General features: G+C 70.5%; 15 protein-coding genes. 3 read left to right on the top strand and 12 right to left on the bottom strand.

Annotated elements, in window-relative coordinates; genetic code table 11:
• Positions 1 to 25: 25 nt before the first annotated feature.
• From rpsQ to rpsJ, 11 genes are read right to left on the bottom strand one after another with little or no spacing between them, the layout of a single operon-like run.
• Positions 26 to 310, bottom strand: coding sequence for a 30S ribosomal protein S17 (gene rpsQ / locus IE198_RS15565; RefSeq protein ID WP_005313575.1), 285 nt, complete (start codon positions 308 to 310; stop codon positions 26 to 28).
• The gene (gene rpmC, locus IE198_RS15570; protein ID WP_017949657.1) at positions 310 to 534 is read right to left on the bottom strand and encodes a 50S ribosomal protein L29; all 225 of its coding nucleotides are present in this window, start codon (positions 532 to 534) and stop codon (positions 310 to 312) included. The genes rpsQ and rpmC overlap by 1 nt, the downstream gene beginning before the upstream one ends.
• The gene (gene rplP, locus IE198_RS15575) at positions 534 to 953 is read right to left on the bottom strand and encodes a 50S ribosomal protein L16 (protein WP_005313579.1); all 420 of its coding nucleotides are present in this window, start codon (positions 951 to 953) and stop codon (positions 534 to 536) included. Before rplP ends, rpmC begins: the two co-directional genes overlap by 1 nt.
• Before the next feature lie 5 nt (positions 954 to 958).
• Positions 959 to 1,789, bottom strand: coding sequence for a 30S ribosomal protein S3 (rpsC, locus tag IE198_RS15580; RefSeq protein ID WP_005313583.1), 831 nt, complete (start codon positions 1,787 to 1,789; stop codon positions 959 to 961).
• Complete coding sequence (gene rplV, locus IE198_RS15585; protein ID WP_004571827.1) at positions 1,789 to 2,136, bottom strand: 50S ribosomal protein L22; 348 nt, start codon at positions 2,134 to 2,136, stop codon at positions 1,789 to 1,791. Before rplV ends, rpsC begins: the two co-directional genes overlap by 1 nt.
• Before the next feature lie 43 nt (positions 2,137 to 2,179).
• Entirely contained in the window at positions 2,180 to 2,461 is a 282-nt protein-coding gene (rpsS, locus tag IE198_RS15590; RefSeq protein ID WP_189886868.1) for a 30S ribosomal protein S19, read from the bottom strand.
• 12 nt (positions 2,462 to 2,473) lie between these two features.
• Positions 2,474 to 3,310 carry a 50S ribosomal protein L2 gene (gene rplB, locus IE198_RS15595; RefSeq protein WP_189886870.1) on the bottom strand — a complete coding sequence of 279 codons (837 nt, stop codon included), beginning with the start codon at positions 3,308 to 3,310 and terminating at the stop codon, positions 2,474 to 2,476.
• Positions 3,311 to 3,349: 39 nt separating this feature from the next.
• The gene (rplW, locus tag IE198_RS15600; protein ID WP_147987681.1) at positions 3,350 to 3,673 is read right to left on the bottom strand and encodes a 50S ribosomal protein L23; all 324 of its coding nucleotides are present in this window, start codon (positions 3,671 to 3,673) and stop codon (positions 3,350 to 3,352) included.
• On the bottom strand, positions 3,673 to 4,326 hold the full coding sequence (gene rplD / locus IE198_RS15605; RefSeq protein WP_189886872.1) for a 50S ribosomal protein L4: 654 nt from the start codon (positions 4,324 to 4,326) through the stop codon (positions 3,673 to 3,675). The genes rplW and rplD overlap by 1 nt, the downstream gene beginning before the upstream one ends.
• Before the next feature lie 5 nt (positions 4,327 to 4,331).
• The gene (gene rplC / locus IE198_RS15610) at positions 4,332 to 4,976 is read right to left on the bottom strand and encodes a 50S ribosomal protein L3 (protein ID WP_005313592.1); all 645 of its coding nucleotides are present in this window, start codon (positions 4,974 to 4,976) and stop codon (positions 4,332 to 4,334) included.
• A 14-nt stretch (positions 4,977 to 4,990) separates the two neighbouring features.
• Complete coding sequence (gene rpsJ, locus IE198_RS15615; RefSeq protein ID WP_003948644.1) at positions 4,991 to 5,299, bottom strand: 30S ribosomal protein S10; 309 nt, start codon at positions 5,297 to 5,299, stop codon at positions 4,991 to 4,993.
• Between the two features lie 615 nt (positions 5,300 to 5,914).
• On the opposite strand from rpsJ, the gene IE198_RS15620 reads away from it, so the two are divergent.
• From IE198_RS15620 to IE198_RS15630, 3 genes are all read left to right on the top strand, one after another.
• Complete coding sequence (locus IE198_RS15620; protein ID WP_189886874.1) at positions 5,915 to 7,549, top strand: RNA ligase family protein; 1,635 nt, start codon at positions 5,915 to 5,917, stop codon at positions 7,547 to 7,549.
• Between the two features lie 2 nt (positions 7,550 to 7,551).
• A complete protein-coding gene (locus IE198_RS15625) occupies positions 7,552 to 10,308 on the top strand; it encodes a poly(A) polymerase (RefSeq protein ID WP_189886876.1) in 2,757 nt (918 codons plus the stop codon).
• Positions 10,309 to 10,758: 450 nt separating this feature from the next.
• On the top strand, positions 10,759 to 12,864 hold the full coding sequence (locus IE198_RS15630; protein ID WP_189886961.1) for a PIG-L family deacetylase: 2,106 nt from the start codon (positions 10,759 to 10,761) through the stop codon (positions 12,862 to 12,864).
• Between the two features lie 79 nt (positions 12,865 to 12,943).
• Here the strand turns inward: IE198_RS15630 and IE198_RS15635 are convergent, their stop codons facing one another.
• Positions 12,944 to 15,553 (bottom strand): N-acetylmuramoyl-L-alanine amidase, encoded by a 2,610-nt coding sequence (locus IE198_RS15635; RefSeq protein ID WP_229833970.1) that lies wholly within the window; start codon positions 15,551 to 15,553, stop codon positions 12,944 to 12,946.
• Between the last annotated feature and the right edge of the window lie 139 nt (positions 15,554 to 15,692).

The raw sequence follows: 15,692 nt of genomic DNA on the forward strand, positions 1-15,692 counted from the left end.
CTCGAAGGGTTACCCCTCCAAGCAATTACTTGGCCTTCTCGAGGATCTCGACGATGCGCCAGCGCTTGGTCGCCGACAGCGGACGCGTCTCCATGATGAGGACGCGGTCGCCGACGCCGGCAGCGTTCTGCTCGTCGTGCGCCTTGAGCTTGTTGGTACGGCGGATGACCTTGCCGTACAGCGCGTGCTTCACGCGGTCCTCGACGGCGACGACGACGGTCTTGTCCATCTTGTCGCTGACGACGAGACCCTCACGGGTCTTGCGGAAACCGCGGGCGGTCTTGTCTTCAGTCACATTGCTCTCGCTCATCAGGCGCTCTCCACCGTCTCGATGCCCAGCTCGCGCTCACGCATCAGGGTGTAGATCCGGGCGATGTCCTTGCGGACGGCCTTCAGCCGGCCGTGGTTCTCGAGCTGACCGGTCGCCGCCTGGAAGCGGAGGTTGAACAGCTCTTCCTTGGCCTCGCGGAGCTTGGCAACAAGCTCCTCGTTGCCCAGCTCGCGCAGCTCGGACGCCTTGGTACCGGCCGACATCACGCTTCACCTGCCTCGCGCTTGACGATCCGGCACTTCATCGGCAGCTTGTGAGCCGCACGAGTCAGAGCCTCACGTGCAATCTTCTCGTTCGGGTAGGACAGCTCGAACATGACCCGGCCCGGGTGCACGTTCGCGACCCACCACTCGGGGGAACCCTTACCGGAACCCATGCGGGTCTCGGCGGGCTTCTTCGTCAGCGGGCGGTCCGGGTAGATGTTGATCCAGACCTTGCCGCCACGCTTGATGTGGCGGGTCATCGCGATACGAGCCGCCTCGATCTGGCGGTTGGTCACGTACGCCGGAGTCATGGCCTGGATGCCGTACTCGCCGAACGCAACCGTCGTACCACCCTTGGCCATACCGCGGCGCTTGGGGTGGTGCTGCTTGCGGTGCTTGACCCTACGGGGGATCAGCATGTCGGTCAGGCCTCCGTTCCGGTGCTCTCAGCAGCCGGAGCGGCGGCGGGAGCGTCGGCCTTGGGGGCCTCGGCAGCCGGAGCCTGCTGCGGCTTGCGACCGCGACCGCCACGCTCGCCACCGCGGCCACCACGGGCCGGGCGGTCGGCGCCACCACGGGCCGGGCGGTTGCCGGCGCGGGCAGCAGCGTTCTCGGCGCGGACCTCGGCGATGTTCTTGACGTCGCCCTTGTAGATCCAGACCTTCACGCCGATACGGCCGAAGGTCGTCTTGGCCTCGAAGAAGCCGTACTCGACGTTCGCGCGCAGCGTGTGCAGCGGCACACGACCCTCGCGGTAGAACTCCGAGCGCGACATCTCGGCGCCGCCGAGACGGCCGCCACACTGGATCTTGATGCCCTTGGCGCCGGCCTTCATCGCCGACTGCATGCTCTTACGCATGGCGCGGCGGAAGGAGACGCGGGAGGACAGCTGCTCGGCAACGGCCTGGGCCACCAGCTGAGCGTCGACCTCGGGGTTCTTGACCTCGAGGATGTTCAGCTGGACCTGCTTGCCCGTGAGCTTCTCGAGGTCGCCGCGGATGCGGTCGGCCTCGGCGCCACGGCGGCCGATGACGATGCCGGGACGCGCGGTGTGGATGTCCACCCGCACGCGGTCACGGGTGCGCTCGATCTCGACCTTCGAGATGCCGGCGCGCTCCATGCCGGACGTCATCATCCGACGGATGGCGACGTCTTCCTTGACGTAGTCCTTGTACAGCTTGTCGGCGTACCAGCGGGACTTGAAGTCCGTGGTGATACCGAGCCGGAACCCGTGCGGGTTTACCTTCTGGCCCATTACCGGGTTCCTTCCTTGCTGCTGACGACCACGGTGATGTGGCTGGTCCGCTTACGGATCCGGTAGGCACGGCCCTGAGCACGCGGACGGAACCGCTTCAGGGTCGGGCCCTCGTCCACGTACGCCTCGCTGATGACCAGCGAAGAGGCGTCGGTGTGGTCGTAGTTGTGCGCGGCGTTGGCAATGGCGCTGTCCAGCACCTTGCCGACCGGCACGCTCGCGGCCTGCGGGGCGAAACGCAGGACCGCCTGAGCCTCCGTGGCATCCATGCCACGGATGAGGTCCACCACTCGGCGGGCCTTCATGGGCGTGACGCGGATGTACCGCGCCTGGGCCCTGGCTTCCATGGTTGTCCCTTCGGTGTAAGTCATTAGTCGTTCCACCCCGCGGTTAGCGGCGCTTCGACTTCCGGTCGTCCTTGACGTGGCCGCGGAAGGTGCGAGTCGGCGAGAACTCGCCGAGCTTGTGGCCGACCATGGACTCGGTGACGAACACCGGGACATGGATCTTGCCGTTGTGCACCGCGATCGTGTGGCCCAGCATGGCCGGGACGATCATCGAGCGACGGGACCAGGTCTTGATGACGTTCTTGGTGCCGGCTTCGTTCTGCGAATCCACCTTCTTGATCAGGTGGTCGTCGACGAAGGGCCCCTTCTTGAGACTGCGCGGCATCTAAACCCGCTCCTAGCGCTTCTTGTTCGTCTTGCGGCGGCGGACGATGTACTTGTTGCTCGCCTTCTTGGGAGAACGAGTACGACCCTCCTTCTGACCCCACGGGGAGACCGGGTGGCGACCACCGGAGGTCTTGCCCTCACCACCACCGTGCGGGTGGTCAACCGGGTTCATCGCGACACCGCGGACGGTCGGGCGAACGCCCTTCCAGCGCAGGCGGCCGGCCTTGCCCCAGTTGATGTTCGACTGCTCGGCATTGCCGACCTCGCCGACGGTGGCGCGGCAGCGGATGTCGATCAGGCGAATCTCGCCGGACGGCATACGCAGGTGGGCCATCTGGCCCTCCTTCGCCAGCAGCTGCACGGAGGCACCCGCGGAGCGGGCGAACTTCGCGCCGCCGCCGGGCCGCAGCTCGATGGCGTGGATGGTCGTACCGACCGGGATGTTGCGCAGCGCCAGGTTGTTGCCGGGCTTGATGTCGGCGGTCGGGCCGTTCTCGACACGGTCGCCCTGGTTCAGGCCACGCGGCGCGATGATGTAGCGCTTCTCGCCGTCCGCGTAGTGCAGGAGCGCGATGCGCGCGGTGCGGTTCGGGTCGTACTCGATGTGAGCGACCTTGGCCGGCACGCCGTCCTTGTCGTGACGACGGAAGTCGATCACGCGGTAGGCGCGCTTGTGGCCACCGCCCTGGTGACGGACGGTCACACGACCGGTGTTGTTACGGCCGCCCTTGCTGTGCAGGGGGCGGACCAGCGACTTCTCCGGCGTGGACCGCGTGATCTCGACAAAGTCGGCGACGCTGGAGCCACGACGGCCCGGGGTCGTCGGCTTGTACTTGCGGATACCCATTTCTCAGTCCTCGTCCGATTCCGGACGACTCGACCTCCGTCAGGAGGTCGGGCCGCCGAAGATGTCGATACGGTCGCCCTCGGCAAGGGTCACGATGGCGCGCTTGGTGTTGGCGCGCTTGCCGAAACCGGTGCGGGTGCGCTTGCGCTTGCCCTGGCGGTTGATCGTGTTGACCCCGGTGACCTTGACCGAGAAGACCGCCTCGACGGCCTGCTTGATCTGGGTCTTGTTGGAGCCGGGCGCGACGATGAACGTGTACTTGTTCTCGTCGAGCAGGGCGTAGCTCTTCTCCGAGACAACCGGCTTGACGAGAACGTCACGCGGGTCCGTGAAGGTCTTGCTGGTGATCGTGGCCTCGGACATCAGGCCTCGCTCCCTTCGGTGTCGTTGGCGGCCTTGGGGCCGGACACGAAGGACTCGAAGGCGGCCTGGGTGAAGACCACGTCGTCGGAGACGAGCACGTCGTACGTGTTCAGCTGGCCCGGCTCCAGGATGTGCACCTGGGGCAGGTTGCGGGCGGACAGCCACGCGGCCTCGTCGGCGCGCTCGACGACCAGGAGCAGGTTCTTGCGCTCCGAGATCTTGCCGAACAGCGTCTTCGCTGCCTTGGTGGAGACCTCGCCCTCGACCACGCCGGAGACGACGTGGATACGGGAGTTGCGGGCCCGGTCGGTGAGGGCACCGCGCAGGGCGGCGGCCTTCATCTTCTTCGGGGTCCGCTGCGAGTAGTCACGCGGCACGGGGCCGTGGACGACGCCACCGCCGGCGAACTGCGGCGCACGGGTCGAACCCTGACGGGCGCGGCCGGTGCCCTTCTGGCGGTAAGGCTTCTTGCCACCACCGCGGACCTCGCCACGCGTCTTGACCTTGTGCGTGCCCTGGCGGGCAGCGGCCAGCTGCGCGACGACGACCTGGTGGATCAGCGGGATGCTGACCTTGGCGTCGAAGATCTCGGCCGGGAGCTCGACGGTCCCGGACTTGTCGCCTGCGGGCGACAGAATGTCAATGGTGCTCATAGTCCTCAGGCCCCCTTGGCCGCAGTGCGGACCAGGACCAGGCCGCCGTTCGGACCAGGAACTGCGCCCTTGATGAGGAGCAGACCCTTCTCCGCGTCAACGGCGTGAACGGTCAGGTTCTGGGTGGTGACCCGCTCGTTGCCCATGCGGCCCGCCATGCGGAGGCCCTTGAACACACGGCCCGGGGTGGCACAGCCACCGATGGAGCCGGGAGAGCGGTGCTTGCGCTGGGTGCCGTGACCGGCGCCGAGGCCCTTGAAGTTGTGACGCTTCATGACACCGGCGAAGCCCTTGCCCTTGCTCTTGCCCGTGACGTCGACCTTGACGCCGGACTCGAACACCTCGGCAGTGATCTCCTGGCCCAGCGTGTACTCGCTGGCGTCAGGGGTGCGGAGCTCCACCAGGTGGCGGCGGGGGGTCACGTCGGCCTTGGCGAAGTGGCCCTTGAGGGGCTTGTTCACCTTGCGAGGGTCGATCTCGCCGAAGGCGATCTGGACCGACTCGTAGCCGTCGATGTCGTTCGTACGGACCTGGGTGACGACGCAGGGCCCGGCCTTGACAACGGTCACCGGGACGACACGGTTGTTCTCGTCCCAGACCTGGGTCATGCCGAGCTTCTCGCCCAGGACGCCCTTGATCTGCTTAGCCATCTCTTCCGCGCCTCTCAGAGCTTGATCTCGATGTCGACGCCGGCCGGAAGGTCCAGGCGCATCAACGAGTCAACGGTCTTGGGCGTCGGGTCGAGGATGTCGATCAGGCGCTTGTGCGTGCGCATCTCGAAGTGCTCGCGCGAGTCCTTGTACTTGTGCGGCGACTTGATGACGCAGTACACGTTCTTCTCAGTGGGCAGCGGCACCGGGCCCGCGACCGACGCACCAGTGCGGGTCACCGTCTCGACGATCTTCTTCGCCGAGGAGTCGATGACCTCGTGGTCGTAGGCCTTGAGCCGGATGCGGATCTTCTGTCCCGCCATGGCTACTCAGTAGTCCTTTGTCTAGTGAAACGCTCTGGAACCCGGCGGGTACTGCTCTCTTCTCCGACCCACGCGGTCGGGCGTGTCGCACTCCCTCTACGAAGATCTCCCGAAGGATTTCCCAACCAAGGGGGTGCGGCCTGCGGCCGCGTATCGGGGGAAGAGCTCCCGCCGAGTGCCTGGCCGGTACCCCGCTGACACTTCCCGGAAGATTCCCGTACGTCCGCTCCTGATCAGGGGCGACGAGTACTGTGGGACTCGCTTCCGGTCCTCCCGGCGGGAGGCGCGCAGCATCGGCACTCAACCGAGCAACCCGGACAGTCTGCCACACGGCTGTGCGCCCTGGCCAATCGAGCCGAGAAGATTACCCCGCGAGGGTTGCGTGTCAAACACTCGGCACGCCGAGCCCCGGTCGGGCACAGCAGGTTCGGGTGACCGGGCGGCACTCTTCGAGGCCCCGGCGACGGGTGGGGCTGTGCGCCGCCCACTCCCACCGCCTCCTGGGCCGACCCGCGGCTCACCCACGCCTGAAACGTGCTTATTCGGTCGAGGAGGCATCGGTCGCGCTCCTACAGTGACCGGGCACGTCATCGACCACGGGGGTCTCGGTTCGCCATGCGCACGCACTATCCACGCACGCCGCATCTGCCGTGGTCGCCCGGCGCGACCTCGGACGACATACGGGTGGCGGACCTGACCGGACTGCGCGGGCGGGAGGTCGTCGTCACGGAGAAGCTCGACGGGGAGAACACCACGCTCTACTCGGACGGGCTGCACGCGCGATCGCTCGACTCGGCGCACCATCCGTCGCGGGCGTGGGTCAAGGCACTGCAGGGCCGGATCGCGCACGGGATCCCGGTGGGGTGGCGGGTGTGCGGGGAGAACATGTACGCCCGGCACTCGATCGCGTACGACGACCTGGAGAGCTACTTCTACGGGTTCTCCGTGTGGGACGAGCTCGGCCGGTGCCTGGACTGGGACCGCACCGTCCGCTTCCTGCGCGACCTGGGGGTTCCGGTGCCGCGCGTGCTGTGGCGCGGGGTCTTCGACGAACGGGCGTTGCGTGCGCTGAAGCCGGATCTCGAACGCCAGGAGGGATACGTCGTCCGGGCCGCTGACGGCTTCATGGCCGAGGAGTTCGGGCAGCGGGTCGCCAAGTGGGTGCGGGCCGGGCATGTGCGGACCGACACGCACTGGATGCACGCGGCCGTCGTCGAGAACGGGCTCGGGGCGGGCGCCGCGTTGTGGGACGTACGGTCCGGGGCCGCCGTCGACGCGCGGGTACTGGGTGAGGGGGACACCGGCGCCCTCGCGCGGCTGGACCAGGGAGGGCGCACGGGCGACGCCCGGCTCGCCGGGGTACTGGCCGCGCTGCTGCACCAGGAGCGGCGGGCCGCACTGGGGCCGAAGCTGGCGCCGCTGCTCGGGACGCCGCTCGCCCGGCAACTCGCGGACCTGGTCGGACTGCACACCGCGCTGCACCGGCCGTACCCGGACGAGGACCGCCGCGCGGGCCTGGTGCGGATGTCGTACGCCGTGGACCTGGATGTCCTGCACGCCGTCGCGGCGGCAACGGCAGAGACGGCGGAGGCCCGGGAGCAGGTCGCCTGGTCGGAGCTGCACGCCGAGGAGATCACGCCGCTGAAGGACCTGGCGGAGGCGTTCGCCGATCTGGAGCCCCACGCCGCCGCCCGCTGCCGTGCCGAGGCGCGGCTCGCGTACGCGGACGGGCGTATCGGCTCCGCAGAGGAGGCCGTCGCGGCGACCTGGCGGTGGCGGGACGGCGACTTCCCGCGACTGATCCACATGGTCGGCCCGTCCGGCAGCGGCAAGAGCACCTTCGCCCGGAGCCTCAGGGGCGTCGACGCGTACGTCTGCCTCGACGACCTGCGCGCGGCACGGGGTTGCCGCGCCGACCAGAAGGCCAACGGCGACGTGCTGCGCGCCGGGCTCGACCGGCTTGACACGGCCCTGGCCGCCGGCGGGACCGTGGTGTGGGACGCCACGTCGCTGGGGCCGCACCAACGATCCCGGGTCCACGCGGTCGCGAACCGCCGGAACGCACTGACGACCCATGCAGTGGTGCTGGTCGACGAGGACGAGCTGGTGCGGCGCAACGCGACCGGCGAGCACCCCGTGCCGCCGGAGGTACTGACCGCCCAGCTGCACCGGTTCGTCCCGCCGTATCCGGGCCAGGCGCACCGCACCTGGTACATCGGGGCGAGCGGGACCGTGGAGGAGGAGACGTAGCCGTGCGCACCAGCGAGGAGATCTACCACCGCATCCGCTGGGACGCGCGCTTCGACCCGGCCCGCTTCGTGATCGGCGTGCGCCGGCGGGAGGCCGCACCCAAGCGGATGCCGCTGTCGGCGTTCGTGCCCGGCGGCGACATCCCCTGGCACAGGGTGCTGTTCTTCGAGGCGGACGGCGAACTCGTCTGGGACCGGGCGACGGGCGTGGACCGCATCGACGACACCGGGGCCGGGCGGGTGCGGGAGGCGCGCCGGCTGCGGGCGCCGTTCTTCACGGCACGGACGCCGTACGTGTGGGACCGCGACGGCTGGGTGCCCGCGCACACACCGAAGGGAGTCGCGGGCGGCCTGCGCGTCCTGACCTGGAACACCCTGTGGGACCGGTACGACTCCGACCGCATCGACACCGCGCTGCGCCGCCCGCTGCTGATCGACGCCCTGCGCGACGCCGACGCGGACGTCATCGCGCTCCAGGAGGTCGAGCCGGAGCTGCTCGTCATGCTGCTGCGAACGCCGTGGGTGCGTGACGGGTACACGCTCGCGACCGATCCGGCCGGCCGTGACATCGACGAATGCGGGCTGCTGCTGCTCAGCCGACTGCCGGTACGGGAGGTGGGCCACCACGCCCTCGGGCCGCACAAGGCGGTCGGCGCGATCGTCGTCGACACGATCGCCGGCCCGGTCACGATCGCCGCCACGCATCTCAGCAGCGACCACTCGGACGACGGCGAGGTACGGCGGGAGGCCGAACTGGCCCGCATCGCCGAGGGGCTGGCGGCCTTGGCCGGTGACGTGATCCTCGTCGGGGACTTCAACGACGGCACGGACGCGCCGCAGACGACGCTCGGTATGCGCGACGCGTGGAGCGAGGTGCACGGCCCCGCCGACACGACCCCCACCTTCGCCCCTGCCGCCAACCCGCTGGCCGCTGTCTCCTCCCGGTCCGGGCGGGCGGCGCGGCTGGACCGGGTGCTGCTGCGGGCGGACGGCCTGGTCACCGAGTCGGCGGAGCTGCTCGGCGAGACCCCGACCGCCGGGGGTCTGCACGTCTCCGACCACTACGGCGTGGCGGTCGACCTCGGCCCGGTGCACGAGGGGCGGCGTGTTCTCGGCGTACGGCCGACGGCCCGTACCGCCGTGGCGTGGATCCCGCCCGCCGGGCTGTGGGCGCCGATCCAGGACATCCGCCGGGACCACGACCCGCAGATCCACCGCTGGCCGCCGCACGTCAACGTGCTCTTCGGTTTCGTACCGGAGTGCGACTTCGACGCCGCGCTCCCCCTGCTCACGGAGGCGGTGTCGGCCGTCGCACCGTTCACCGCCCGTCTGGAGGGCGTGCACAGCTTCGGCCACCGCGAGGACGCGACGGTGTGGCTCGACCCGGCGGCGGCCGGCGATCAGCCGTGGCAGGAGCTTCGGCGGGCTCTGGAGCAGCGGTTTCCCCGCTGCCGTGGCCGCCATGAGGGCTTCACGCCTCATCTGAGCCTGGGCCGGACGACGGAACCGCAGCGGCTCACCGCCGAGTGCGAGACCCGTCTGCCTCCGCTCTCCGCCCCCGTGGGCGAGCTGGTTCTCCTGTCGCGCCGCGGCGGCGAGCCGATGCGGGTTCGGGCGACGGTGGTGCTGGGGACGGGTGAGGTGCGCTGGGCGCCGGAGGCGGCGGATCCGGGCCCCGGCGCCGGGGCCGAGGGCGGTGACGCTCCCCGGATCGCTCGCCGCGTCGCCGGCGCGCTGCCCGAGGGTGCGGTCCACGTCGTCGGCTCGCGCCGGATGGGCTGCGAGCTGCCCGGTGCGGACCTGGACCTCGTCGCGGCGCTGCCCGGAACGGACGAACTCGCGTCCGTGCGAGCCCGGTTGACGGCCGCCCTGCCCGAGGCGACGGGTGTACGGGAGGTGATCGGTGCCCGCGTCCCGGGGCTGCGGCTGAGCATCGACGGCCTGGACGTCGATCTGGCCGTCGTCGCCACCGGCACGGCCGATCCGGCAGAAGCGGTCGGCCGGCGGGCCGAGTTGGGCGAGGACGCGGCGATCGCGCTGAGCGCAGTGAGCGACGCGGACGCGCTGCTCGCCTCCGTCGGCGAGCAGCGCGAGGCGTTCACGCGCCTGACCCGGCAGGTCAAGACGTGGGCGAAGGCCCGCGGTCTGGACTCGGCCCCGTTCGGCGGGCTCCCTGGCCTCGCCTGGTCCGTACTCGCGGCCCGTACGGTCCGGGAGGCCGGCGACCTGCCGTCCGACGAACTGCTCCGCCACTTCTTCGCCACCTGGGCCGCCTGGGACTGGCGCGAGCCGATCGGCGACGGCCCGGCCCGCCCTGACTTGCCGGTCACGGTCCTGACCCCGAGCGAGCCGGTGCGCCCCTGCTCCGACCAGGTCACTTCCGGCATGCGGGACCTGCTCACCCAGGAGCTGTTCCACGCCTGGGAGCTCCTCGGCGAGGACCGACCTACAGGCGAGCTGCTCACCCCTCCCCCGCTGCACCGCCGCCACGCGGCCTGGGCGGTCGTGACCGTGGCCGACCCGGCGGAGGAGGGCCGGGTCCGCGGCAGGATGCGCGCGCTGCTGACGGCCCTGCCCGAGCAGGGCGTCCACGCCTGGCCCCGGCCGTTCACCACCGTCCCCGTCCGCTACGCGATCGGCCTCGGCCCGACCCCGCCCGGCCGGGAGCGCCTGGCGGAGATCGCGGCCCCGTGGCTGAAGGGGTTCGCGCACACGACGGTGGCCCATGCGGGCGCCGGCGAGGTACCGACCCTCATGTAGGGACATGCCGGGCGCTGCGGCTGCCGGTCGTGGCCCCGCGTTCTGGCCGACTGCCGTTGCCCGACGGTTCCACGGCACCTGCCGCCGCCCTGCTCCGTGCCCTCACGCTCCCGCCCACTGCCACGGCCGCCACATCCCCCGGCGCCCGTACCCGCAGCCGATCATCGGCGGCGACTGTGCCCGGGACGCCCCTCGCGCGGCCCGCTCGGGAGTGCCGAACTACACGTGGACGTCGAGGCAACCTCACCCCTCGAACGGTCGTCTAGTCATACGCGGAACCGGTGCTGACCAGCCCCTTCCGCGTTCCAGGGGAGATCAGGGTACGCAGACGGGGGCGACGCCCGGCCGCTGCGGGGGGAAGCGGACGGAGCACGACAAGTGAACGAGAGAGCTGTGTCCGGGCTGCGCCCTGCCACGAACCGGCCCCGCCGGCGCAGCGTCGTCGCGGCGATGACCGCCTTGGCGGCGGCTGCCTCCACCACCCTCACCTCATGTTCCGTGCCGGCGCCGCGGCGGACCGGTCCGGTCGCCGATCCCGCGCCCGGGATGCCCATCGCCACCTCCCGGCGGGCGCAGCTGATGCAGATCCTCGCGCACCCGGACGACGACCTGTACTTCATGAACCCGGACGCCCAGCAGATCCTGGACTCCGGTGTACCGCTGGTCTGCGTCTACGTCACGGCGGGCGAGCACAACGGCATGAACCACATACCGGGGCGGGACGACGCTCCCGCCGACAAGGGCGCCTACTCCTCCGCCCGCCATCAAGGCCTGCGCCAGGCCTACGCCAGCCTGCTCGGTCTGGACAAGTTCACGGAGTGGCAGAAGGGCGTCGCCACGCTCCGCGGCGACCGGCGGGCGGAGATCAACACGCTCGCCGACGGCAACCGCCGCGTCGAGCTGATCTTCCTCAATCTCGCGATGCACGCCCCGCGCCGCTGGATGGCCCTGCCGAGCCTCTGGCACGACCGTGCGCTGAGCGTACGGACGGCGATCGCCGACGACTCGCCCGTCCGCAGGGCCGACAACTACGACTACGACGAGCTCATAGACGTCCTCGTGGGTCTGATGGAGCGGTACCGGCCGACCGTGATCCACACCCTCGACCCGGACCCGGACATCCAGTTCAGCGACGAGGCGACCCGCAAACGCGACAGCGAGCAGCCCGGCTTCTCGGACCACGCCGACCACACGGCCGTCGCCTCCTTCAGCTGGGCGGCCATGGTGCGCTGGGTCGCCGAGAGCACCAAGGACGGCGGCGGGATACCGGCCTTCGTCGCCACCGCCTTCCGCGGCTACTACAACCGCCACTGGCCGAAGAACCTGCCGCAGCAGGTGATCGAGCGGAAGGCCGCGAACCTGGTCCCGTACGGCGGTGATCCCGACTGGGAATGCGGCAACAGCGGAGGGTGCGGCGACTACAACGTCGGCGGCGGGCGGCCCCTGACCAACAAGAAGGGCTGGGTGCGGTCCACGCACCACCGTTATCCCGGCCCACGCCCGGCTGTCGCCACCGATCTTGACGGCCGGCTCGTCGCCTACGGCGTCCTGGGGCTGCGTGCCGTGCGCTGGCGGGAGACCGAGCGGGGCAGCGGGATCTGGGGCGAGCCGGACGACCTCGGCGGCGGTCCGCTCGCGCCCGCACTGGGGACGACGGCCCTGTCGGACGGCCGTCGGCTGATCTTCGCCCTGCGGTTCTCCGGGATCAGCGGCCACAGAGGGGGCAACTCGCGGGAGATCGTGCTGCTCGAGCAGCGCACCCCGGGCGGGGAGTTCCACGCCTGGCGGGGACTCGGGAACCCGGAACGCTCCGACGGCCGCGGACGGCGCATCGGCGTGCCGGTGGCCGTGGCCGCGCCCGACGGACAGGTCCATCTGTTCGTGCGCAACGCGGACAAGGGCGTGAGCACCCGGGTCCGTGACGCGAACGGCGGCTGGAGCACCTGGCGGGCCCTGGACGGGGACGCCGAGGTCCAGGACGGTCTGACCACTCTCGTCGACGGCGCGGGCCGGATCCATGTCTTCGGCACGGGTCACGACACGGTCCATCACTGGGCCCAGGACGCACGCGGCGGGCCGCTGCACCACCGGCCCGCCGACAGACTCCCGGCCGCCGTGGACCGGCCCGCCGCGCTGGTCGGCGCGGACGGAACGGTGCAGCTGATGTACCGCGCGGAGGCCCCGTGGAAGCGAGAGGGCCCGGCCGACGCACGCGGCAGCGCGGCTCCCGGGACGGTCGTGTTCACGGCGGACGGCAAGCGGCTGGCGGGCATCCGCTTCGACGGGTACGGGCCGCTCGACGCAGTCGCGGCCCCGGAGGCCGCCGGGGCCCGCGGGCCGAAGAGCGCCGGGCCGCGGGGCCACGCCGTCGTGGGACGGGATCTGCACGGCCGGATTCAGGTCCACCACAACGGCCGGCTGCTGACCCGTACCACCGGCCCGATGTCCCTGGACGCCCCCGCGCCGGTCATCACCGGCGGGGGGCCCACCGTGGTGGGCATGGGCCCGGACGCCTACCCGTGGAGCTGGTCGCCCCGCCCGGGCACGGCGGGATAGGCCGTGGCATGACAGCGGGGTGTCACGGGGCCGAAGCCCCGGGACACCCCGCTCGCCGTGTCACGGCCTGCGCGTCACATCACTTCACGAAGTAACCCGTGATGTCCGCGATCAGGTCGACGCTGTAGGCGTTGTTGTAGAAGCTGACCCTGCCGTTGACGACCGGCACGATCACCAGGTTCGGCACGGTCTGGCCCTCGACCACGTTCAGGTTCGACGCGGCCGTACGGGTCGTACCGTCCGGGTACACCGAGATGTAGCTGGTGCCGGTCACCCGCGTCGCCGTCACGTTCAGCACCACCGCGCTGGCGTCGGCCGGGACGCCTCCGACGCCGGCGACCTTGAGCGTCACCACATCGGCCGCGCCCAGCTTCTCCTGTGGGACGCCGAGACCGACACGGGTGTCCATCAGGCGCTTCGGTCCGACGTTGTAGTGGAGCGCGCCTTCACTGCCGGAGGTGTAGTAGCCGGTGATGTCCGCGATCAGATCGACACTGTTCGCGTTGTTGTAGAAGCTCACCTTGCCGTTGACGACCGGCACGATCACCAGGTTCGGCACGGTCTGGCCCTCGACCACGTTCAGGTTCGACGCGGCCGTACGGGTCGTACCGTCCGGGTACACCGAGATGTAGCTGGTGCCGGTCACCCGCGTCGCGGTCACGTTCAGCACGACCGCCGTGACGCCATCCGCGGGGACGCCGTTCACACCGGCGACCTGAAGGGTCGCGACGTCCGCCGGGCCGAGCTTCTCCCGCGGCACGCCGAGACCGGTACGGGTGTCCATCACCCGCTCGGGACCGATGTTGACGTGCGTGGAGCCGTCGGCGCCCGTCGTGTAGTAGCCGGTGACGTCGGCGATCAGGTCGATGCTGTAGGCGTTGTTGTAGAAGTCGACCTTGCCGTTGACGACCGGCACGATCACCAGGTTCGGCACGGTCTGGCCCTCGACCACGTTCAGGTTCGACGCGTCCGTACGGGTGGTGCCGTTCGGGTACACGGAGACGAAGCTGGTACCGGTCACCCGCGTCGCGGTCACGTTCAGCACGACGGCGCCGACGCCGGTCGCGGGAATGTCACCCTTGCCGGCGACCTGAAGGGTCACCACACCGCCGGGGCCGATCTTCGCCTGCGGCACACCCAGCCCGACCCGGGTGTCCATCAGCCGCTCGGGGGTGACGGGCACGAACTTCTTCGGGAAGGGCACCTTCACCGTGACGGCCGAGGTGACGGTCGTCTTTCCGGACTGGTGCACGGCCTTGACCGCCACCGTGTGTGTCCCTGCCGGGAGGGTCGCCGACGCGCTGCGAGCGCTGCCCGAGGTCGTGGTGACGGGCGCGCCGTCGACCAGCAGCTCGAACCGGGTGATCAGCGAGCTCGGGGTGCTCGTGGACCAGCTCAGGGTGACCGGCCCGGGGCTCTCGTACGCGCCGTCGACCGGCAGCGCTCCGCCACCCACCGAGGTGACCTGGAGGTTCTGCACGGGGCCGGCGGCCAGCGTGCGGATGCTGGGCAGCTGCGGGTACAGCTTCATGCCCGGGCACTGGGTGTTGAAGCCGTCCCGGTGACCGGAGATCTGGTTGAACGTGTACGCCTGCCCGGCGGTGAACTTCTGCCCGTGGTAATTCGTCTGGGTGGCACCGGCGACCAGCGTCGTCGTGCCCGCCGGGTCACCGCCGTACTGGCCCAGCTTGTAGGCGGCCATCCGGGCGGTCGCGGTCAGCGCGGCGTTCGACGCAGCGACGTCGGTGTAGTCGCCGATGACCGAGACGCTCGTCGACTCCGCGTTGAAGCCGTACGTGTGAGCGCCCTGGACGGGCTGGTCGATGCCGCCCTGGCGGCCCTCGAAGATCGTGCCGCACTTGTCGACGAGGAAGTTGTAACCGAGGTCGCGCCAGCCGTTGGTCTTCACGTGGTAGACGTGAATGGCCCGGACGATGGCGGCGGACTCCGCGCAGTCGTAGTCGGCGTCCGTGGTGTGGTGCACGAAGACGGCCTTGATCCTGCCGTCCGGCAGGTAGATCGGTCCCTCGTTGTTCAGGCTCTCGTCGGCGCCCCACTGCGCACGCGTCACGACCGGCGGCTGCGGAACGGTGGACGGCGGGCCGGGGTCGATGGCGGGGGCCGCGAAGGCTGCCGGCTCGGCGTTCAGCTCGTCACCGCCCTGGTCCGCATCGCCGTCGGCGATCGGGTCGACCATGTCGAGGCGGAGCCCGGCCGGCAGCGTGCCGGAGGCCGCTCCGTCGCTCACCCGCACCTCGGCGCCGTCGGAGCGCCCCACCCAGACGGGCTCGGTCGAGCCGCGCTCCGCGGCGCGCTCGCCGTCCAGGCCGCGCAGATACGGCTCCAGGGCGATCCAGTCGGACCACTCCCCGGTCTCCGCGCTGCGGGTACGGGCCTCGATCGTGCCCTTGACCTCGGCGTCCGCGTCGGTCCAGGACACACCCAGCATGCCGAACGGCTCGGTGGCACGGCGCGAGAGGGCGGCCTCTCCCCGGCCCTTGGACGTCAGGGCGAGCCTGTGCACCTCGCTCTTGACCGGGCCGGTCTCCTTCGCCCGGGCGCTGTACGCCGAGGGGCCGTTCGCCGCCTGGTCCTGCGCTTCCGTTTCTGCTTCGGAGCCGCCTGCGATGCCCTGGACGCCCAGGACCGCCACGACACCGAGCGCCGCAGCGACGGCAGTGCCGCGCACTCGTCCCAATCTCAAGTTGTCCCCAACCCCTTAGTGGACATGTCACAGCTGACCCGCGAATGCTACGGGCAGACACTGACACACCCCCTACCGGGGTGGGGTGTACCGACACGAGCAGGGCAACGGCGAGGGCCCCCGC

Origin of the sequence: Streptomyces xantholiticus, from assembly GCF_014651015.1 — a bacterium.
GTDB lineage: Bacteria > Actinomycetota > Actinomycetes > Streptomycetales > Streptomycetaceae > Streptomyces > Streptomyces xantholiticus.